Annotated in this window: 16 protein-coding genes; 6 read left to right on the top strand and 10 right to left on the bottom strand. The window is 65.6% G+C overall.

Translation table 11 applies throughout. The annotated features are described in order from the left end of the window. Nucleotides 1-112: 112 nt before the first annotated feature. Nucleotides 113-1318, bottom strand: a complete 1206-nt coding sequence (locus AC1RNQ_RS14020) for an aromatic ring-hydroxylating oxygenase subunit alpha (protein WP_493171857.1) — start codon at nt 1316-1318, stop codon at nt 113-115. A 159-nt stretch (nt 1319-1477) separates the two neighbouring features. Between AC1RNQ_RS14020 and AC1RNQ_RS14015 the strand changes: the two genes are divergently transcribed. Beyond that, complete coding sequence (locus AC1RNQ_RS14015) at nt 1478-3085, top strand: AMP-binding protein (RefSeq protein WP_493171855.1); 1608 nt, start codon at nt 1478-1480, stop codon at nt 3083-3085. Here the strand turns inward: AC1RNQ_RS14015 and AC1RNQ_RS14010 are convergent. The 4 genes from AC1RNQ_RS14010 to AC1RNQ_RS13995 form a co-directional block, all read right to left on the bottom strand. After that, nucleotides 3057-4658: an AMP-binding protein gene (locus tag AC1RNQ_RS14010; protein WP_493171853.1), complete on the bottom strand. Its 1602-nt coding sequence runs from the start codon at nt 4656-4658 to the stop codon at nt 3057-3059. The two genes, AC1RNQ_RS14015 and AC1RNQ_RS14010, sit on opposite strands and share 29 nt — an antisense overlap. 19 nt (nt 4659-4677) lie before the next feature. Further along, nucleotides 4678-5454 (bottom strand): DUF2889 domain-containing protein, encoded by a 777-nt coding sequence (locus AC1RNQ_RS14005; protein WP_493171851.1) that lies wholly within the window; start codon nt 5452-5454, stop codon nt 4678-4680. 116 nt (nt 5455-5570) lie between these two features. Beyond that, a complete protein-coding gene (locus AC1RNQ_RS14000) occupies nt 5571-6179 on the bottom strand; it encodes a TetR/AcrR family transcriptional regulator (RefSeq protein WP_493171849.1) in 609 nt (202 codons plus the stop codon). 82 nt (nt 6180-6261) lie between these two features. Next, nucleotides 6262-8409, bottom strand: coding sequence for a molybdopterin-containing oxidoreductase family protein (locus AC1RNQ_RS13995; protein ID WP_493171847.1), 2148 nt, complete (start codon nt 8407-8409; stop codon nt 6262-6264). A gap of 84 nt (nt 8410-8493) precedes the next feature. On the opposite strand from AC1RNQ_RS13995, the gene AC1RNQ_RS13990 reads away from it, so the two are divergent. Continuing rightward, on the top strand, nt 8494-9918 hold the full coding sequence (locus AC1RNQ_RS13990) for an aldehyde dehydrogenase family protein (RefSeq protein ID WP_493171845.1): 1425 nt from the start codon (nt 8494-8496) through the stop codon (nt 9916-9918). 43 nt (nt 9919-9961) lie between these two features. Here AC1RNQ_RS13990 and AC1RNQ_RS13985 read toward each other — a convergent pair whose 3' ends face one another. The 3 genes from AC1RNQ_RS13985 to AC1RNQ_RS13975 are packed head-to-tail and all read right to left on the bottom strand — an operon-like array spanning nt 9962 to nt 13407. After that, nucleotides 9962-10978 carry an acyl-CoA dehydrogenase family protein gene (locus tag AC1RNQ_RS13985; RefSeq protein ID WP_493171843.1) on the bottom strand — a complete coding sequence of 339 codons (1017 nt, stop codon included), beginning with the start codon at nt 10976-10978 and terminating at the stop codon, nt 9962-9964. Continuing rightward, nucleotides 10975-12165 carry an acyl-CoA dehydrogenase family protein gene (locus AC1RNQ_RS13980; RefSeq protein ID WP_493171840.1) on the bottom strand — a complete coding sequence of 397 codons (1191 nt, stop codon included), beginning with the start codon at nt 12163-12165 and terminating at the stop codon, nt 10975-10977. The genes AC1RNQ_RS13985 and AC1RNQ_RS13980 overlap by 4 nt, the downstream gene beginning before the upstream one ends. A gap of 45 nt (nt 12166-12210) precedes the next feature. Beyond that, nucleotides 12211-13407 carry a cytochrome P450 gene (locus AC1RNQ_RS13975; protein WP_493171838.1) on the bottom strand — a complete coding sequence of 399 codons (1197 nt, stop codon included), beginning with the start codon at nt 13405-13407 and terminating at the stop codon, nt 12211-12213. A 228-nt stretch (nt 13408-13635) separates the two neighbouring features. Here AC1RNQ_RS13975 and AC1RNQ_RS13970 point away from each other — a divergent pair, with 228 nt between their 5' ends. Then, a complete protein-coding gene (locus AC1RNQ_RS13970; protein ID WP_493171836.1) occupies nt 13636-15771 on the top strand; it encodes a molybdopterin-containing oxidoreductase family protein in 2136 nt (711 codons plus the stop codon). Between the two features lie 11 nt (nt 15772-15782). Here AC1RNQ_RS13970 and AC1RNQ_RS13965 read toward each other — a convergent pair whose 3' ends face one another. Further along, nucleotides 15783-16409 carry a TetR family transcriptional regulator gene (locus AC1RNQ_RS13965; protein ID WP_493171834.1) on the bottom strand — a complete coding sequence of 209 codons (627 nt, stop codon included), beginning with the start codon at nt 16407-16409 and terminating at the stop codon, nt 15783-15785. Between the two features lie 44 nt (nt 16410-16453). Further along, on the bottom strand, nt 16454-16774 hold the full coding sequence (locus tag AC1RNQ_RS13960) for a 2Fe-2S iron-sulfur cluster-binding protein (RefSeq protein WP_493171832.1): 321 nt from the start codon (nt 16772-16774) through the stop codon (nt 16454-16456). A 129-nt stretch (nt 16775-16903) separates the two neighbouring features. Here AC1RNQ_RS13960 and AC1RNQ_RS13955 point away from each other — a divergent pair, with 129 nt between their 5' ends. The 3 genes from AC1RNQ_RS13955 to AC1RNQ_RS13945 are packed head-to-tail and all read left to right on the top strand — an operon-like array spanning nt 16904 to nt 20066. Beyond that, the gene (locus AC1RNQ_RS13955) at nt 16904-18508 is read left to right on the top strand and encodes a GMC family oxidoreductase (RefSeq protein ID WP_493171830.1); all 1605 of its coding nucleotides are present in this window, start codon (nt 16904-16906) and stop codon (nt 18506-18508) included. Beyond that, nucleotides 18505-19293, top strand: a complete 789-nt coding sequence (locus AC1RNQ_RS13950) for an enoyl-CoA hydratase-related protein (RefSeq protein ID WP_493171828.1) — start codon at nt 18505-18507, stop codon at nt 19291-19293. The genes AC1RNQ_RS13955 and AC1RNQ_RS13950 overlap by 4 nt, the downstream gene beginning before the upstream one ends. After that, the gene (locus tag AC1RNQ_RS13945) at nt 19290-20066 is read left to right on the top strand and encodes an enoyl-CoA hydratase/isomerase family protein (protein ID WP_493171827.1); all 777 of its coding nucleotides are present in this window, start codon (nt 19290-19292) and stop codon (nt 20064-20066) included. Before AC1RNQ_RS13950 ends, AC1RNQ_RS13945 begins: the two co-directional genes overlap by 4 nt. Nucleotides 20067-20072: the final 6 nt, after the last annotated feature.

The raw sequence follows: 20072 nt of genomic DNA, 5'->3' as shown, positions 1-20072 counted from the left end.
TGGGTGACCGCCGATAGGCGGCGCTCTCCTTCTTGCTCGCTACGCTCGCTACCCACCCCTAACCCCTCCCTTTCAGGGAGGGGAATGGCTTAGATTCACGGCTCTCCGTCTTTCAGCCCCGCGCTACGCGCGCCTGCATCGGAACTACGCTGGGACCCGCCATCACCCGGTCGTAGCTGCGGTGAAACTGCTGGTTGATGACCTCGTTGTGCGCGAGCAGCATCGTGCCGGTGCCCGGCATGTTCGCCGAGCGCTGGATGCTGTCGCCGATCGGCACATCCTCGTTCAGGATCGCGGCCTCGGCGATGTCCCAATTCTTCGCGAGGATGGTCTGCCCCTTCGCGTCATAGTCGGCGGGCGCCTTGGGAGTGAGGAAGCGCAGATGGACGCGCGAACGCCCCGGGTTGTGGACGTCCTGGTACATGGTCCAGAATTCGGCGTGATGCGGGTGCAGCTGGATGCTGACGTTGGGGAAGACCATATTGCCATAGACGACATAGGGATCGAGGTCGTGCTCGCCCGGTTCGCTGCCCAAAATCTCGTCGATCTTGCGGCGCGGGGTGGTGGTCACGGCATGGTCGCCGGTGCCTTCGACGCGCGCCATCATGTTCATATAGAAAAAGGGCCGGATCGTCGGGCCATGGACCCACTGGACGTGATAGCCGTCGGTCAGCCCGTCGACCATGATCTTCCAGTTCTGGGCGAAGTCGAAAAAGGCCTCGCGATAGAAATATTGGCGGTCGAGGCCATAGTTCGCGAGCACGCCGTCCATCACCGGGCCGAGATGCGCGGCGACGTCGATCGATCCTTCGGGGTTCTCGACGATCCAGATAAAGCCATGGCGCTCCTCGCAGGGCAGGGCGATCAGATTGCGTTCGCGGCACGGCAGGCTGAGGCCGAGCGTCTGCTTGAAGGTGAGGCCGATCAATTCGCCTTCGTTGGTGTAGGTCCAGCCATGATAGGGGCAGGAAAAGCGCCCCTGCTTGCCCTCGGCCTGCGTCACCAAGGTCGCGCCGCGGTGGCGGCACATGTTGAGGAAGGCGCGGACCTGGCCGTCCTTGCCGCGCGTGACGAGGGCTTCGCTGCGGTTGAGTTTCACCGTGACATAGCTGCCCGATTCGGGAAGCTGGCTGCCGTGCAGCGCCATCATCGGATAATGTTCGAAGATCTTCTCGCGCTCGGCGATCGCGATATCGGGGTCCGAATAGACGACAAGCGGATATTCGTAGCTTTCCTCGATCATGTCGGTGCTGTTGTCGCGGATGTGACGGAACAGCTTTTCCGCGACTTGCCGGTTATGTTCGGGGCTCAGATACATTCGACTCTCCGTGGGGGGCGGCGCGACCCCTGTGGTCCGACGCGATTGACTTTACACATATATAGCATTGTAAATAGCAAAAACCTATATAAAAAGGGCTTTGCGAAAGATGGGACTTTACGCTTGATCGCATCGAGGATCGAAAGCGCGGGGAGAGATATGGCCGACACCTTGCAGATGCCTTCGGTCCCGGTGCTGATCCGCCAGCGTGCCGAGACCGATCCGTCGGCCCCGTTCATCACCGACGTCGCGGGCGGCACGATGACCGGCGGCGAATTCCACGACGCCGCGCTGCGCGTCGCCGATGCGATGGCGGCGATCGGGGTCGCGCCCGGCGAGTGCGTCGCAACGATGCTCGACCCGTGCCTGACCGCTTATACGGCGTGGATCGGGCTCAGCTGGCGCGGCGCGCTCGAGGTGCCGATCAATCCCGAATATAAGGGCAATCTGCTCGCTTATGCGCTGAACGATTGCCGCGCGCGGGTGCTGATCACCAGCAATGCCTGTGTCGAGCAGGTGAATGCGATCCGCGCCCCGCTGGAGACGCTTGAGCGCATCATCACGATCGATGATGAAGCCCGCGCCAGCACCATCCCGGTCGCGACGCTGGTCTCGGTCGAAGCGGGCGCCGCGCGGATCGACCATGCCGAGCCGACACTCGCCGATACCAATGCCGTCATCTACACCTCGGGCACCACCGGACCGTCGAAGGGCGTGCTGCAGGCGTGGGGTTCGATCCAGCAGGTGCAGCATAATTTCAGCGGCGAGGTGATCGATCCCGGTCAGGTGCCGGTCTATTATTCGCCCTGGCCGACCTTTCATTCGTCGGGGCGCGTCGGGTTCGTCTTCGCGGCGGTGCGCGGCGGGGAGATGGTATTCCGCAGCCGCTTTTCGGTCAGCCATTATTGGGCCGACGTGCGCAAACATGGCTGCACCCATACCCAGCTCATGGGGATCGCCGGTTTCCTGATGAATGTCGAGCGGCGGCCCGATGACGCCGACAATCCGCTGATATGGGTGCTGATGAACCCGGTCCTGCCCGACTATCGCGACTTCGAGGCGCGTTTCGGGGTCAGGGTTTGCACCGGCTGGGGCATGACCGAAATCGGCTTTCCGCTGAATGCGTCGAACCTGCCCAATGCGCAGACCTGCGGAAAATTGTCGCCGCTCTATGAGGTGCGGATCGTCGATGCCGAAGGACGCGACCTGCCCGACGGACAGGCGGGCGAGCTGCTGATCCGCGGCAAGGCGCCGTTCCTGATCACCCAGGGCTATTTGAACAAGCCCGGGGCGAACCGGAAGGCATGGCGGGGCGGCTGGTATAAGACGGGCGACATTTTGCGCCGCGATCCTGACGGCTATTTCTACTTCCTCGACCGCGCCAATGATTATTTGCGCGTGCGCGGCAACAATGTCTCGTCGCTCGAGCTGGAGGGCGAGGTGCGCGCGCATCCGGCGGTCGCCGAAGCCGCGGCGGTCGCGGTGAAGGCGGCCGACGTTCCCGCGCTTCCCGGCAATGCGCGCGCCAGCGAGGACGAGATCAAGATAGCGGTGCAACTGAACGGCAGCGTGCCGCTCAGCGAGGGCGACCTCGTCGATTATCTCGCCGAGCGGTTGCCGCGTTACATGGTGCCGCGCTTCGTCGAGTTCGTCGCGGAGCTACCGCGCACCCCGACGGGCAAGATCCGCAAGGCGGGGCTGCGCGAGGCGCCCGTCAACGACGCGACCTGGGACCGGCTCAGCCGATCCGTTCCCGCCGCAACCTGATTCCCGCCGCCTCGCGGTCCCAAGTGTCGGCGGTCACCCCGTCGTCGCGCAGCGCATATTTCTGGATCTTCTGCGTCGGGGTGCGCGGCAGGTCGGGCATCAGGCGGAAATAGCGCGGCACCATATAATGCGGCAGGCGCGTCGCGAGGAAATCGGTCAAGGCCTCGAGATCGACATCCGCGCCCTCCGACGGCATGATGCACGCCATCACCTCATCCTCGGTCTTGTCGCTCGCGACCCCGATCACCGCGGCCTCCTTCACCCCGTCAAAGGCGCGGATTTCCTGCTCGACCTCATAGGCCGAGATATTCTCGCCGCGGCGGCGGATCGCGTCCTTGCGGCGGTCGACGAAAAAATAATCGCCATCGGCGTCGCGGCGCAGCAGGTCGCCGGTGTGCAGCCAGCCGTTGCGCCAGGCCTCGGCGGTCGCCTCGGGATTCTTGTAATATTCGGTGAACATCGTCCAGGGCTGGTCGCAGCGCAGGATCGCCTCGCCGACCGCGCCCTCGGGAACCTCGATATCATGTTCATCGACCAGCCGGATGTGCTGCCCGGCGCGCAGTCGGCCCGCGACGCCGATCTTCTCGGGATTAAGCGGGCTCTGCACCGGATTGGCAAGTTCGGTCATGCTGTAGGCGGCGAAGGCACCGACCCCGAAGCGCGCCGTGAACGCCTTGACGTCGGCGGTGTAGGGCACCGCGCTCACCGATTTCAGGCTGTGGTTCAAGTCGTCGTCCGACGGCGGCGCGCTCATCAGGAAGGGGATCATCGCGCCGATCAGCGTCGTGGTGCTTACCCCATGCTCACGCACGATCTGCCAGAACTGGTCGGTCTTGAAGGATTCGACGAGCACCACCGATCCCGCGTTCGACAGCTGGCCATAGAGGCAGCCGAAGCCGCCCGAGTGGAAGATCGGCAGATGCGCGAGATGGCGATAGTCGCGGCCGATCATCGCCGGCATCGCGGCGTGGTAGAAGGTCCACATATGGGCATAGGAGCACATCACCGCCTTTGACGGGCCGGTGGTGCCCGAGGTGAAGATGATCGTCATATTGTCCCACGGCGCGAGCGGCTGGGCGAGGTCGCCCGCGCTGCCCGCCTCTTCCAGCATCGCTTCGTCGTGGAGTTCGAGGCCTTCGATAGGCTCGGCTTCGCCGCCGATCACGATCAGCTTTTCGAGCATGAAGCGCTCGACCCCGGCGAGGCGCGGCAGCAGGTCGCGGTGGACCAGCCCGACCTTGGCGTCGGCAAGCCACAGCACATGCTGGAGCAGGCTGCCGCGATAGGCGAGGTTGGCGGGCACGAAGACCCCGCCCAGCATATGCGTGCCGAGCCAGGCGCGCACCGCGGCCTTGCCGTTGGGCAGCCAGTTGAAGACATGGTCGCCCTGCGCGACGCCGAGCCGCTTGAGCGCCCCCGCCGCACGGTGCGCCTGATCGAGCGCCTCGGCGAAGCTCCATTCGCTGCCGTCCTGAAAACGCATGTAGAGATCGTCCGGATGCTCGCGCGCCTGGCGTTCGAGCAAATAGCGGGTGACCGCCTGATCGGGGGTGGGAAAGGGCATGTCGGACATCGGCGATTTCCTGCTGTGGTCAGGCGAAGGGGAAGCGGGCCGCATCCTCGCGGCGGAGGCCGGGGCGGGCGTTGGCGAGGCGGAGCGACGTGGCGTAGCGTTCGGGCTGCGACCCGAAGCAGGTGGCGGGCAGCGGGCCCGACAGCGCGCCGTCGCGGCCATAATAATGCGTGATATCCATCCGCTGGCCGCGCCCGACAAAGGTGCCGCGCTGGATCAGGAAAAGATGCTCGAATTCCTCGGCCGACAGCCGCTCGGTCGCCCAGCGCGCGAAGCCGTTCAGGAGCGGGGCGCCGGCATGATCGGCCGGCGCGGTGATATGGAAACCGGCGTCGATCATAATTTCCAGCACAAGCGCGCCATCCTGCAACAGCCGGACCGGCTGCTTGTCGGCGTCGGAATCGGGCAGGATGACGTTATAACGCCGGTCGTCGCGCCGCTGCGCGATATGCGCGGCCGCGAGGCGCAGCGTGTCGAACATATGCGTGCATTGCAGCGCCGGATCGGCCTGCGGCCAACGCGTGCGCAGGTCGGCGATCAACGGCAGGCCGGCGAGACCGGTCAAGGCGCCCCCTGCGCCCGCGCAGCTGGTCAACGGGTGGCGCTCCCACCGCGCCTCGACCCTGGTCAGCGCATATTCGTCATGATCGATCCGCAGCGCGAGCGCATGAAAGCTATCCTCCATCACCGCTTCGACCCGATCGGGCGCGAGACGGCGAAACGCCGTCGACCGGACGAAATAGCCATCGCCATATCGGGGATTGGCGGGCATCCGGCTCGCCAGATCGTCGGTCATCGGTCGAGCGGGCCTCTCTCGCTGCGCCGCTTCGCGAATGATCGAGCGGCTACTTAATCGATTGATTAATATCTGTGTCAGCTTGGGGAGAGGCCGTCAAGTCGGCGATGAAGGCGTTAGCGGATTTCGCTGCCCGCGAGCAAAGGCTGGACGATGAAGCGCCGGATGAAGCGGCGCTTTTCGGCCTCGTCGATCGCAGGCGAGGCGACCTGCAGCATCAGCATCGCCTGCGCGCGCGCGAGCCAATAGATGATCTCGTCGACCTCGAGGTCGGTCGCGATCTCGCCGCGCGCGCGTGCCTGTTCGAACAGATTGGCCCACCAGGTGCGCTGCAGTTGCTGCATCAGGCTGCTCGGCGAGATCACCGATTCCTGGAACTCGATGCTTTCGACCATGCGGCGGATATAGATATTCTCGTTCGCCAGCCGGATGACGAGCAGCAAGGTATCGGACAGGAAATCGGCGAAATCGTCCGAGCGCACCAGCCGCCGCCGCACCTCGCTGTTGACGCGCCAGGTCTCGCGTACCGAAATTTCGTCGAGGATCGCGTCCTTGCTCGGATAATATTTATAGACGGTCGGGCGCGACACCTTGGCGCGGCTCGCAATATTCTCGATCGTCGTCTTGCCGATCCCATATTGCTCGAAACAATCATAGGCGGCGCGCAGGATGCGTTCCTGCGTCGAATTATCGTCCGTCCGGGCTGATGCCGGGCCGCTGTCCATCGCCTGATCTCCTGCCCCGACCGGGGAATGCTGCATCCGACCGTCGTAGCAAGGCTGGCATCGCGAACAAGTCGCAAATTCGTCACGCGGCCGCGGCGATCTTGCGGATCGATACTTCCAGCCCGTCCATGATCGTCGTTCCCGAGATCGCCTCGACCGCCTCCGCCCCTACGGGGAGCAGCCAGTTGATGTTGCTGCCGCCCTGCGCATTGGCGTGCTGCCAGCCGCCATGATGGCCCCACCCGTGCGGATAGCTGACCGTTCCGGGGCGCATATCCCCGGTCACTGCGATGCAGACGGTGACCGTCGCGGCGCCGGTCGACAGGTCGATGGTCTCGCCATCGGACAGATCCAGCCGCGCGGCATCCTCGGGATGCATCAGCAATTCGGGATGCTGGCTGCGGACGAGGCGCGGGACATTGTGCAGCCAGCTGTTGAGCGAGCGGATGTCGCGGTGCGTGATCAGGCGCAGCGTGTCCGACGGCGCCGGATCGAGACGCGCGAATTCGTCGGCGATCATCGCGTGCCACAGCTTGGCCCGGCCGTCGGGCCAGGCGATGCGCGGCCAGGGGTCATAGGGATCGGGCAGGTCGACCATCACGCCGTGCGGCACCTCGCGGAGCTTGTCGAAGTTCCAGCCGTCGCGCGCGCCCATCTCGTCGCCCGCGGGACCGAGGCGAAAGGCCTTGTCGAGATCGTCCATCGGCCGGCCGTGGGTCGGCTTGCCCATGCGTGCCAGCAGCGCGTTGAAAATCTCCCATTCGGAGCGCGCCTCGCCGACCGGCGGGATCACCGCGTCGGTCACCTGGACGAAGGGGCGGATCATCGACCCGAGCCCCGCCATCGGATAATCGTCGCGCTCGAAAAAGGTCGGCACGGGCAGGATATAGTCGGCGTAACGATTGCTCTCGGTCTGATAGAGGTCGAGCGCGACGATGAGGTCGAGCTGCTGCAGCGCATCGACCAATGCCTGGCCGCCGGGCGCCGACATCACCATATTGCCGCCGGTCAGGATCATCGCGCGCACCTGGCCCTCGCCGGGTTCCAATATGTCGGCGGGCAGCATGGCCGAGGCGAGGAATTGCGCGACGCTGGGGAAGTCGCCGACGCGGCTGCGCGTGTCGCCATAGCCGCCGGTCAGTATCTTCTGCGATCCGCCGAGGATCGTGCGGCTGAAGATCGCGCCGCCCTGTCGCCCCAGCTTGCCGCCGAGCAGGTTGAGCGCGATCAGCAGGAAATTCTCGAGCGTCGCATGCGGCCCGCGGCAGACGCCGAGCCGGCCATAAGCGACGGCGCGCGGCGTCGCGGCAAAGCTGCGCGCGAGTTCGGTGATCGTGTCGGCATCGACGCCCGCGCGCTCGGCGCAGTCGGCCAGGTCCTGCGCGGCGACCGCACGGGCGAGATCGGCTAACCCCTCGGTATGCGCCGCGACATAGTCGGCGTCATACAGCCCCTCGTCGATCAGGACGCCGAGCAGCCCGAGCAGCAGCCAGATGTCGCCGTTCGCGCGGACCGCGACATGCTGATAGCGGCGCGCGGTTTCGGTGCGACGCGGATCGACCACGACGACGCGCCCGCGCGCGGCGATCGCGTCGAGGTCGTGGCGCACGCGCGGCGACCAGAGCATCGATCCGTTGGACACCAGCGGATTGGCACCGAACATCAGCAACATGTCGGTATGCGGCAGATCGGGAATCTCGTACGTCACCGCCGACCCGAAGGCGAGGTAGCAGGCGGTCAGCCGCGCATTGGTGTCCTGCGACCCGGCGCCATAATATTTGGTGATGCCCAGCGCCTTGAGGAACGCTTTCAGGCTGAACGACACGTCGATGCCGAAGGCGATCGGATTGCCCTTGTACGACGCGACCGCGTCGGGGCCGTGGGTGTCGATCACATGGCCTAGCCTTGCCGCGATGTCGTCCAATGCCTCGTCCCAGCCGACCGGCACGAATTCGCCGGGACCGCCGACGCGCTTCATCGGCGTGAGGATGCGGTCGGGGTCATAGGTGACATTGTGGAAGGTGATGCCCTTCAGGCAGACATGGCCTTGCGAATGCGGATTGTCCTTGTCGGGCTGGACGTCGGTAATCCGCCCGCCCTCGACCCTGGCGGCGAGCCCGCAATGCGCCTCGCACAGCCGGCAGAAGGTGAAATGCACCCCATCCTCGCCGGGCGCGAGCCGCCTCGTCTGGCTGTCGATCATCGCCTGTTCCTCACAAATTCCGTCCATTATCTATTATCATTTGATTATCGTCAAAATTGGTGCAAACCCGGCCGCAAGAGACAGTTTCTGCATCATTGGGCGAGAGTGAAAATGGACTTTACGAACGACTATAGGCTGACCATCGACGGCGCGGCGGTCGACACCGCGACCCGCGTCGATGTGATCAATCCCGCGACCGGAAAGGTCTTCGCATCGGCGCCCTGCGCGGGGCAGGCCGAGCTCGACCTGGCGGTCGCCGCGGCGACGCGCGCGCTGCCGGCGTGGAAAGCGCTCGGCTGGGAAGGGCGGCGCGAGTTGCTGGTCAAGGCGGCGAAGGCGATCGAACCGCATCTCGACCAGTTCACCGCGCTTTTCGTCGCTGAGCAAGGGCGCCCGACCGCGCTGGCCAAGGGCGAGGTGCAGATGGGCGCCTGGTGGCTGAAGTCGGTCGCGCGGCAGGAGCTGCCCGGCGAGATCGTCGAGGACAGCGACAGCCGCCAGGTGATCGTCAAGCACGAGCCGCTGGGCGTCGTCGCGGCGATCGTGCCGTGGAATTTCCCCTTCCTGCTCGCGATGTGGAAGATCGCGCCCGCCCTGCTCGCGGGCAACACGATGGTCCTCAAACCGTCGCCCTACACCCCGCTCTGTTCGCTGAAGCTCGCCGAACTGTGGCGCGATATCCTGCCGGCCGGGGTGTATAACGTCATTTCGGGCGATGATGCGCTCGGCCCGCTGATGACCGCGCATCCGGGCTTTGCGAAGATCAGCTTCACCGGATCGACCGCGACGGGCAAGCGCGTGATGGAGGCGGCGTCGCGCGACCTCAAGCGGATCACGCTCGAACTCGGCGGCAACGATGCTGCGATCGTCCTGCCCGACGTCGATGTGGCCGAGGTCGCGCCGAAGCTGTTCTTCGGATCCTTCTACAACAGCGCGCAGGTCTGCATCGCGACCAAGCGCCTGTATATCCACGACGATATCTATGACGAGATGCTGGGCGCCTTTCACCGCCTTGCGAAGGAGGCGGTCGTCGGCGACGGGGCGCAGCAGGGGGTGCAGTATGGCCCGGTCCAGAACCGCGCGCAGTACGACCGCGTCCGCGGCTTGATCGACGGCGCGCGTGCCGAGGGGCTGACCTTGCTCCAGGGCGCCGACGTGCCCGAAGGCGACGGCTATTTCATCCCGATCACCCTCGTCGACAACCCGCCCGAGGATGCCGCCGTGGTCACCGAGGAGGCGTTCGGCCCGATACTGCCCTTGCTGCGCTTCTCCGACATCGACGATGTCCTCGCGCGCGCCAATGATTGCGATTATGGGCTTGCGGGCGCGGTCTGGTCGAAGGACATCGACGCGGCGGTCGCGGTCGCCGACCGGATGGAGACGGGGACCGTCTGGATCAACGACAATTTCCAGAACGGCCCGCATATTCCCTTTGCCGGCGCCAAGCAGTCGGGTTTCGGGGTCGAGAACGGCGCCGAGGGGCTGCGCGAATTCACCTTTCCCAAGGTGATCTTCGTACCGAAAAAATCGGCCTGAGGTCCAGGGGCGGGCGCGCTGTTCGACCAAGCGCCCGCCGATCCTAAAGCCCGGCGATCCGGGCGAGATGCCAGTCGGCGTCGGCCCACAGCACCTCGATCGCCATCGCGCGTTTGACATAATGGCCGACCGCCAGCTCGTCGGTCATGCCCATGCCGCCGTGCAGCTGGATCGCCTGCTGCCCGACAAAGCGGCAGGCACGGGCGATATTGACCATCGCGCTCGACACGGCGCGCGCGCGCGCGGCGGGGGTTTCGTCCAAGGCCTCGACCGCGAGCCACGCCGACGAGCGGGCCAGCTCGCATTCGAGATACATGTCGACCATACGGTGCTGGAGCGCCTGGAAATCGGCAATCGGCTGGCCGAACTGGCGGCGCTGGCCGGTATAGGCGATGGTCTGTTCGAGCAGGCTGTCGAGCAGCCCGACCGCTTCGGCCGCGAGCAGCGCGAGCGCGCGGTCGCGGGCTTCTTCGAGCAGGTCGAGGGCGGCGCCTTCGGGGCCGATCAGCGCGTCAGCCGGAAGGATGTGGTTCTCGAAGATCAGGTCGGCGGCGGGGTGGCCGTCGATCGTCCGATAGGGCGACAGGCGGAGGCCTTTGGTCCTCGCGGGATCGACACGGAGGAGCGACAGCCCTTGGTCGCCGGTGCGCGCGGAGACCAATATGACATCGGCCTCGGCCGCCCAGCCGACGACGGCCTTGGTACCGTCGAGGCGCCAGCCATCGCCGTCGCGCCGCGCGCGCATTTCGATATCCGCAAAATCGTAGCGCAGGCCTGGCTCGGCCCAAGCGAACGTTGCCACCGCATCGGCGGGCAGGGCAGGGGCGCCGCTTTGCGCGAGCAGCCACGCCGCCGTCGCCATTTCGGCGAAGGGCAGATGCGCCCGCGCGCGGCCGATCTCCTCGGCGATGATCGCGCCCTGCTCTGCATCGAGCAGCGCCGCGCCGATGCCGAGCCGCTCGGCGAAATCGGGCCAGCGATGCGGGCCGCCCTTGCCCAGATACGCCCGCACCGCGCCCTGCAGCATCGCCTGTTCGGCGTAGGACAGCGGCGCGCTCATCGCGCCATCCCCGCGAGCGAACGCCAGATGATATTCTTCTGCACCTCGGTCGATCCGCCGTAGATCGTCTGCGCGCGCTCGAAGAGATAGGATTGCACCGCGGCCGGACCGAAGCGCGAAGTAGCGGGCGCCGCTGCCGCCCAGTCGGCGCTATCGCGATCGAGCATCGGCAGGCGGTGGCGCCCGGCCAGGTCGATGCCCAGCTCGGTGATCGCCTGCGCGCATTCGGTGCAGGCGATCTTGAGCGCCGCCGCGGTCGCCATCGACACTTCGCCGCGGAGCGCCCGAAGGATCGAAGCCTCGATCGCCGCGAGCCGCGCCTCGACGCGCGCGTGGGCGAGGCGAAAGGCCGGGTTGCGATCCATCGTGCCGCCGCCGCTTGCAGGCATCTGCGCGGCTTCCTCCAGCAGCTTCGCGAGATCGCGCTTCTTCGACCCGATATGCGCGTAGGACAGGCGCTCGTTCTTGAGCAGGACATTGGCATAGTGCCAGGCCTGTCCTTCTTCGCCGATACGGTTGGTCACGGGCACGCGGACATTGTCGAATTCGATCCGGCTGAGTTCGTCCGACCCGTCGATCAGCCGGATCGGATGGACGCTGATCCCCGGCAGGTCGAGCGGTGCGCAGATCAGCGAAATGCCCTGCTGCTTGCGCTCCTCGCGGCTGGTGCGTGCGAGGCAGAAGATCCAGTCGGCCCATCCGGCGCCCGAGGTCCAGATCTTGGTTCCGTTCAGGATATAATCGTCGCCGTCGCGCACCGCGGAAAAGCGCAGCGAGGCGAGGTCGGACCCGGCCTCGGGCTCCGAATAGCCCTGCGCCCAGAAGCTGCGCGATTCGAGAATCGCGGGCAGCCATTCGGCCTTTTGCTGCTCCGACCCGAAGGCCGCGATGATCGGCCCGATATAGATGACCGCCATCGGAATGATCCCGGCAGCGTGGGCGAATTCGAGTTCCTGGTCGAAGATGTAGCGCTCGATCGGTGTCCAGCCGGTGCCGCCGACCTCGCGCGGCCACCCGACGCCCAGCCAGTCGCGCGCGTTCAGCGCCCGCTGCGCGTCGATATGGTCCTGCTTCGTCAGCCGCTGCCCCGCCTTGTTCTTCGCGATGACGTGCGCGGGATAGTCGCGGGCGAAAAACGTCCGCACCTCGTCCTGGAAGGCGGCTTCTTCGGGGGTGAGCTTCAGCACATCGGCATCCTGTCGGCAGGGTGGGGCCCCCACCCTAGAACATGGTCAGGATGCGCGGAAGGTGACCGGTAGCGTCTTGAGCACCCGCGATTCCCCGACCGCGAAGTCGGGCTTGAAATCCGAGCGGATCTGGAGATCGGGCAGACGATCGAAGATCGAGCGGATCATCATTTCGAGCAGTGCCTTGGCGAAATGCTGGCCGATGCAGATATGCGCGCCGCCGCCAAAGCCGAGATGATCGTGCTCGGTACGAACCTCACGGTCGAAGCGGACCTCGTCGGGTTCGGCGAAATGGCCGGGGTCGTGGTTCGCAGCGCCGTTCATCGCCATCACATAGTCGCCGGCCTTGAGCGGGCAGCCTTCGAGCTCGGTGTCGCGGGTGACGGTGCGGCGGAGGCCCTGGATCGGCGAGGCGTAGCGCACGAACTCCTGTAGCGCGGTCGGGAAATCGATCTCGCCGTCCAGCAGCTTTGCGCGTTCTTCGGGATGTTCGATCAGATACCAGAGCGACATGCCCGCGACCGCGCTGGTGGTGTCGAGCCCGCCGAAGAGCACGAGGGTCGCGATGCCGACGATCTCGTCGTCGGTCAGCGCTTCGTCGTTGATCCTGGCGTCGATCAGCGTCTGCATCAGATCGTCCTCGGCGGGCGACTGGCGCCGCCGCGCGGCGAAGTCATAGAGATATTGGCTGAGTTCAAGGCCATATTGGCCGCAGGTTTCGGGATCCTCGACGCGCATCCGGGTCAGGAAATCGATCTTGAACGACAGCATATCCCAATCATCGCGCGGCACGCCGAGGAAGGGCATGATCACCGTCGCGAGCGTCGGGCGGACGAGCTGTTCCTGCAATTCGGCCTCGCCGGCCGGCGCGATCGCGTCGAGCAGTTCGGTGATGATCGCCTCGAAGCGCGGGCGATATTTCCGGATCGCGTCGGGCAGGAAGATCGGGTTGAGCAATTTGCGCATCCGCGTCTGCTGCGGCGGGTCGAGGTCGATCGGATAGAGCGCCAGTGGCTGCTTGGGCAGCGCGGTGCCGTCGGCCGAGCTGAAGGTGCGGAAATCGTCATAGACGCGGCGCGTCGCGGCATAGTTGGTGGTGTACCAGAAACCGCCGAGCTGCTCCGACCGCGCCACGGGGCAGCCGGTCTCGCGCACCTTGTCGTAGAAATCATAAGGACGCTGCATCAGCGTGCGGTCGTGCTGGCTGAACTCTTCCACCGCATAGTCTTTGACGTCCGCCATCGATCGATCCTCTCGCCTGTGCCGCCCATGGGCCTTCTCGCGAGGCAATTTCGATCAAATGGCAAGCCGTGTCAACCAAACGATTAATTATTTCCTGCGTCGATCGTACAGGAAATGGCGCTTTATGAGGATTTTTGGCGATATCGGCCGACTTTACATTTTGAAGAATCTGGACAGTCTGTGAAAAGAATGAAAGGCTCTAACCGAACGACTAACTGGAGCGACTCCATGCGACCAGCAACGGGTGAGGACGGCGATCATATCACTTTCTGCCGCATCTGCACTGCGGTGTGCGGGCTGGTGGCGACGGTCGAGGACGGCAAGGTCGTGCGCGCGCGGCCCGACCCCGACAATCCGTCGTCGCAGGGGCAAGCCTGCGTCAAGGGCATCGCCTATCATGGCGTGACGCACGACCCCGACCGGGTGACGCGGCCGATGAAGCGCGTCGCGCCGGGGCGGTTCGAACCGGTCAGCTGGGACGAAGCGCTCGATGATATCGCGGCGCGGCTGTCGGCGATCATTGCCGAACATGGTCCCGACGCGGTGGCGAGCTATCAGGGCAATCCGCTCGCCTATGCCACCGACGGCATGACGGGGTTCCGCATGTTTCTGAAAGCGCTGGGCACGACCAAAATCTATGGCGCGGGGTCGCAGGACACCAATGCGCGCTTCACCGCCAACTGGATCCTCTATGGCAGCCCGCTGACGATCGACGTGCCCGACGTCAACAATGCCGATTTCATGCTCATCTTTGGCGCCAATCCGCTGATCTCGCACGGCTCGCTGATCTTCACCCCGCGCGTCCGGCAGCAGTTCGACGCGGTCGCGGCGCGCGGCGGGGTCGTGGTTGTCGATCCGCGGCGCAGCGAAACCGCGGCGCGCTACGAACATGTCGCGATCGAGCCCAATTCGGACTGCTGGCTGATGCTGGCGATGCTCAAGACCCTCGCCGACGAGGGGCTCGCTGACGAGGCGTTCCTGGCGGAGCGTTGCGCGGGCTGGTCCGAATTGCAGGCAGCGCTCGCGGGCATCGACTATGACGATGCCGCGCGGCGCACGGGGATCGACGTCGAGACGATCAAGGGTCTTGCGCGCCGGCTCACCGCCAGCCCGAAGTCGGTGTGCTACGGCCGTGTCGGCATCTGCCGCGGGCCGCATGCGACGCTCGCGAACTTTCTGCTGTCGGCGCTCAACATGGTCGGCGGCACCTTCGGCCACGAGGGCGGCAGCACCTTCGCGACCCCCGTGCTCGCAGGCAGCGACCGGGCGACCACCGGCGGCTATGACGAGGTGCGCAGCCGCGTCGGCAATTTCCCGAGCGTGACGCAATTCCTGCCCTCGGCGGTGATGCCTGACGATATAATCGAACCCGGCCCGGGCAAGGTGCGTGCGTTGCTCTCGCTCGGCGGCAATGTGCTGCTCGCGGCGCCCGGCGGCGAGCGGCTGCGGCAGGGGCTCGAACAGCTCGAGCTGTCGGTATCTTTCGACCTCTATATCAACGAGGCGGGCTCCTACGCCGATTATGTGCTGCCGGGCCTGACCTTCTACGAGCGCGCCGACCTGCCGATGGTGCCCTTCATGAGCATGGTGCAACCCTTCCTGCAATATGCCGAGCCGGTGATTCCGCCGGTCGGCGAGGCGCGGAGCGAGTTCGACACCTTCTGCGAGATTTTGGCGCGCATGGGGCTGCGCATGCCGGCTTCGTCGCCCGATGAGGTCGCGGCGCAGGCGGCGGGTGGGCAGATGCGCCCGCTCGAAGTGCTCGACGGGGCGATCCGGCAGGGGCCGGCGGGGGTGCATGGCGACTGGTCGATCGACAAATTGCGTCAGCATCCGCACGGGGTGATGCTCGACATTCCGATCCCGTGGGGCAATCAGGAGAAGATCGCGCACGCCGATGGCCGTATCCATCTGTGGGATGATATGGTCGCCGCCGAACTCGACCGGCTGTTCGCCACCGCGCCGATCGAGGGTCTGAAACTGCTGTCGCGGCGCGACATGCGTTCGCACAATGGCTGGCTCCACAATGTCGACCGGCTGATCCGCTCGCAAAGGCCGACCTTGCACATCCACCCCGACGATGCCGCCGAGCGCGGGCTGGCGGATGGCGACCGCGCGACGCTGTCGAACCGCTTCGGGGCGATCGAGGTCGAGGTGGAGGTGAGCGCCGACCATCTGCCCGGCACTGTCTCCTATCCGCATTGCTTCGGGCATAGCACCGGCGGCTGGCAGCGCGCGAACCACGCCGGGGGCGCGAACGTCAACATCCTGCTCGGCCATGGTCCCGATGTCGTCGAGGCGGTGTCGGGGACCACGCTGATGGACGGGATCGCGGTCGAGGTGACCGCGCTACACCCGGCGTGAGAAGGGTGAGCTCAGGGCGCGAGGCCGCGCAGGTAGATGTCGCAGACCATCTCGGCATATCGCTGCTTGATGCCGTCATCGAGCTTCGCGACGCCGAGCGTCGAGGGGACCGAATAGCCCGCGTGGAAAATATGGTCGGCGGCGCCGACGAGGCAATAATAGAGCAGGCCGGGGTCAACGTCCTTCAGCACGCCCTCGCGCACCCCCTGCGCGACGATGTCGCGATAGACCTCGATCATCGGCTCGATGAAGATCTGCGCGACGCGCTTGCTCGCCGCGGGGCTGCCCGATTCGACCATATAGTGGATCAGGCGGTTGATATAGGGCGAGCGGTAATAGGCGTTGATGATGCCGTTGATGTGGATCTTCAGCTTCTTCTGCGCCGGAATATCCATCTCGCTCAACGCCTTGAGCGCGGTCATCGCGGTTTCGGCATCGCGTTCGAGCACCGCGAGCAGCAGCCCTTCCTTGTTGCCGAAATAATATTTGATCATCGCGCTGTTCACCGACGCGCGCTGCGAAATCTCGTTGAGCGACACGTCGATGTTGCTCGCCTCGGACAGAAGCTGCGCGGTCGCGTTCAAAAGCGCCTCGGCCGACGCCGATCGTTCCTCGCGCCGCGCCGCCTTGATCGTCAAGCCGCTGTCTCCATCCATTCGCATGTCCGATATATGTCTCGCGTCTATCGTTGGGACTCGGGCAGGAAGACTGTCAAGCCCTCCAGTTCGTCGGTCATTGCGATCTGGCACGACAGGCGGCTGTTCGGGCGCGGGTCGTTGACGCAGTCGAGCATCTCGCTTTCGTCAGCGCCGGCGGGGCCGACGCGCTCCAGCCAGTCGGGGGCGACATAGATGTGGCAGGTCGCACAGGCGCAGACGCCGCCGCAATCGGCCTCGATCCCATCGACCATAGCGTCGCGCGCGCCGCGCATGACCGAGTCTCCGACCTCGATCTCGACGGTATCGATACTGCCGTCCGCACTCTGGAAATTCACGCTCGGCATATGCTTTTCCCTGTCCCGGCCACCGTGGTCCAACCCACTTTCAATTGATCAATTAATATTTCATGGTGACGGTGTCAACGAAGGCGCATATGAAGCATAAAAATTAATTAGTCGATTGATGGAGAGTGCATGTCGGGCGAGGAAGCGGACTATATCGTCGTGGGCGGGGGCAGCGCGGGCTGCGTCCTGGCGGCGCGGTTGAGCGAGGATCCGGGCGTTCGCGTCGCGCTGGTCGAGGCGGGCGGCGAATCGACCGGGCTGATGGTCCAGATGCCCGTCGGCTTCGCCAAGATGCTCGTCGACGACCGCTACGACTGGAAATATTGGCAGCTGCCCGACCCGTCGATCAACGGGCGGCGCTTCATCTGGTCGGGCGGGCGCATGCTCGGCGGCGGCAGCGCGATCAACGGCCAGGTCTATATCCGCGGCACCCGCGCCGACTTCGACGCGTGGGAGCGGCTTGGCGCCACCGGCTGGAATTTCGACGGCGTCTTTCCTTATTTTCTGCGCAGCGAGAGCTGGAGCGGCGCCCCGAACCAGAATCATGGATCGCAGGGGCCGCTGTCGGTGTCGCCGATGCGCGAACCGCATCCTTTGTGCGACCTGTTCCTGCGCGCCTGCGAGCAATATGGGCTCGCGCGGCTCGACGATTATAATGGCGGGCAGATGGAGGGCGCCTATCTGACCCAGGCGACGCAGCGCGACGGCTGGCGGTGCAGCACCGAAAAAGCCTATCTGCGCGACGCGCGGGGGCGGCCCAATCTGATGACCGTCACCAACGCGCATGTCGAGACGGTCCTGATCGAAAAAGGCGAGGCGGTCGGCATCCGTTATCGCCAAGGGGGTGATGCCAAAATCCTTCGCGCGCGTCGCGAGGTGATCCTCTCGTCGGGGTCGATGGGCTCGCCCGCGCTGTTGCTGCGCTCGGGGATCGGCGCCGGCGACTATCTGCAATCGCGCGGGATCGCGGTGCACGCCGACCGGCCCGAGGTCGGCCATAACCTCCAGGAACATCCCGGCATCACGCAGAACAAGTTCGTCAGCGTGCCGACGCTCAACAGCCAGGTCGGTCCGCTCGACATGATCCGGCACCTGACCAAATTCTTCTGGAACAAGACCGGGCCGATGGGTGCGCCGGCGGTGCAGGCGATGGGGCTCGCGCGGACCCGCGACGGGCTCGACGAGCCCGACGTCCAGCTCCATTTCATGCCGCTCGCTTATAATGTCGAGCCCGAGACGGTGTCCTCCGCCGAGGCGGTGATGCCCAAGGAGCCGTGCATCAGCATCAACGTCTCGCTGACGCGGCCCAAGTCGCGCGGGCGCGTCGAACTGGGCGAGGCGCTCGAGCCGGTGATCAACCATCAATTGCTTGGCGACCGCGCCGACGTCGATACGCTGATCGGCGCGATGAAGCTGGTCGACCGGCTGTTCGCGATGCCGGCGCTGAGCGCGATCACGCTCGGCGACCGCTCGCCCGACCCGGTGCCGACCGACGATGCAGGGTGGGAGGCGTATGTTCGCGCCAAGACGATGATCACCTATCACCCGGTCGGCAGCTGCCGCATGGGATCGGACGATGCCTCGGTGGTCGATCCCGAATGCCGCGTGCGAGGGGTCGGGCGGCTGCGCGTCGCCGACGCCTCGATCATGCCGCAGATCACCAGCGGCAACACCAATGCCGCGACGATCATGATCGGCGAAAAAGCCGCCGAACTGATCCGCACCAGCGCATGAGCAGCGCCGCCGCCTATGACTTCGAGCATATGACGGCCGCGCGGCCGGCGCCGGGCATCGTCCTGCTGACGCTGAACCGGCCGGAGCGGATGAATGCCACGAACGATGTGCTGCACAGCGAGCTGGTGCGGCTGCCCACGCTGATCGACGCCGATCCCGAGGCACGCGCCGCAGTGGTCACCGGAGCCGGACATGCTTTCTGCGTCGGCGGCGACTGGGCCGACATAGCGGGCGAGGGCAATGATTATGCCAACAAGATCCGGATGATGCGCGAGACGTCGCAGATCCTGACCGCGCTGATCGAGATGCGCAAACCGCTCGTGTCGGCGATCAACGGCCCCGCCGCCGGGATCGGCCTCGCGCTCGGCCTGCTCGCCGATATTTCGGTGGTCAATGAAGAGGCGAACCTCTCCGACGGCCACCTCCGTATCGGCCTCGCTGCGGGCGATCATGCCGCGATGGTGTGGCCCTTGCTCTGCTCGATGGCCAAGGCGAAGCGCTATCTGCTCACCGGCGACAAGCTCAGCGGCCGCGAGGCGGAACGGGTCGGGCTCGTCTCCGACGCGGTGCCGCCCGCCGAGGTGCTGCCGCTCGCGCTACGCTATGCCGCGACGCTCGCCGAGCGCTCGCCGCTCGCGGTCGAGCTCAGCAAGCGCGCGCTCAACCACTGGCTGCGCGGCGCGATGCCGATTTTCGAGGCGTCGCTCGGATACGAGATGGTGACCGCCTTCGATCCCGACCAGGCGGCGCATATGCCGGCCAAGACCCGAGGACCCCGATCATGACCACCGAACCGACGCTGATCGTCGCGACCCCCGCGCCGGGCGTGCTGCACCTGATCTTCAACCGACCCGACGTGCACAACGCCTATGACACGCCGACCTTTACCGCCTTCGCCGAGCAACTCGACCGCGCCGCGAGTGACCCCGATATCCGCGCGATCGTGATTGGCGCGCGCGGGGGCAGGGCGTTCAGCGCGGGGTTCGATATTCATGAGATGGCGGGGTTCGACGCCGCCACGATGCGCCGCGCCTTCGAAACGCGCGACCCGGTGTTCGGCCGCGTCGCCGCACATCCCTTGCCGATCATCGCCGCAATCGACGGCATCTGCTTCGGCGCCGGCGCGCTGCTGGCGCTCGCCTGCGACATGCGCATCGCGACACCGGGTTTCCGCTTCAAGGTGACCGCGGTCGGCTATGGCTGCGCCAATGCGACCTGGTCGCTGCCGCGCGCGGTCGGCGCGCCGCGCGCCAAGGCGATCCTGATGACCGGGCAGGTCGTCGAAGCCGAGGAGGCCGAACGCATCGGGCTGGTGAACGAAATCGTGGACGTATCTGAGCTCGACGCCCGTGCGATAGCGCTTGCCTCCGCCATCGCCGCGCATCCGCCGCAGGGGATCGCGGGCATCAAGACGCTCGTCGACGGCAGCCTGACGCGCTCGCCGATCGAGGGCTGGCAGGCCGAATATGACTGGATGATCGCGAGCATGACCGACGCCCCGGCCGGCGGCGAGACGTTCGGCAAATTCCTGTCCGACCACGACGACCACAAACGCTGAAAACCA

This window comes from Sphingopyxis sp. GW821-FHT12F08 (assembly GCF_058806755.1).
The sequence above is the reverse complement of the archived record's forward strand: the minus strand, read 5'-3'. Positions and strand labels throughout refer to the sequence as shown.

Bases quoted from the DNA above. Each gene is read 5' to 3' on its own strand.
- AC1RNQ_RS14020 (WP_493171857.1), bottom strand. From the start codon at position 1,318: ATGTATCTGAGCCCCGAACATAACCGGCAAGTCGCGGAAAAGCTGTTC.
- AC1RNQ_RS14015 (WP_493171855.1), top strand. From the start codon at position 1,478: ATGGCCGACACCTTGCAGATGCCTTCGGTCCCGGTGCTGATCCGCCAG.
- AC1RNQ_RS14010 (WP_493171853.1), bottom strand. From the start codon at position 4,658: ATGTCCGACATGCCCTTTCCCACCCCCGATCAGGCGGTCACCCGCTAT.
- AC1RNQ_RS14005 (WP_493171851.1), bottom strand. From the start codon at position 5,454: ATGACCGACGATCTGGCGAGCCGGATGCCCGCCAATCCCCGATATGGC.
- AC1RNQ_RS14000 (WP_493171849.1), bottom strand. From the start codon at position 6,179: ATGGACAGCGGCCCGGCATCAGCCCGGACGGACGATAATTCGACGCAG.
- AC1RNQ_RS13995 (WP_493171847.1), bottom strand. From the start codon at position 8,409: ATGGACGGAATTTGTGAGGAACAGGCGATGATCGACAGCCAGACGAGG.
- AC1RNQ_RS13990 (WP_493171845.1), top strand. From the start codon at position 8,494: ATGGACTTTACGAACGACTATAGGCTGACCATCGACGGCGCGGCGGTC.
- AC1RNQ_RS13985 (WP_493171843.1), bottom strand. From the start codon at position 10,978: ATGAGCGCGCCGCTGTCCTACGCCGAACAGGCGATGCTGCAGGGCGCG.
- AC1RNQ_RS13975 (WP_493171838.1), bottom strand. From the start codon at position 13,407: ATGGCGGACGTCAAAGACTATGCGGTGGAAGAGTTCAGCCAGCACGAC.
- AC1RNQ_RS13970 (WP_493171836.1), top strand. From the start codon at position 13,636: ATGCGACCAGCAACGGGTGAGGACGGCGATCATATCACTTTCTGCCGC.
- AC1RNQ_RS13960 (WP_493171832.1), bottom strand. From the start codon at position 16,774: ATGCCGAGCGTGAATTTCCAGAGTGCGGACGGCAGTATCGATACCGTC.
- AC1RNQ_RS13955 (WP_493171830.1), top strand. From the start codon at position 16,904: ATGTCGGGCGAGGAAGCGGACTATATCGTCGTGGGCGGGGGCAGCGCG.
- AC1RNQ_RS13950 (WP_493171828.1), top strand. From the start codon at position 18,505: ATGAGCAGCGCCGCCGCCTATGACTTCGAGCATATGACGGCCGCGCGG.
- AC1RNQ_RS13945 (WP_493171827.1), top strand. From the start codon at position 19,290: ATGACCACCGAACCGACGCTGATCGTCGCGACCCCCGCGCCGGGCGTG.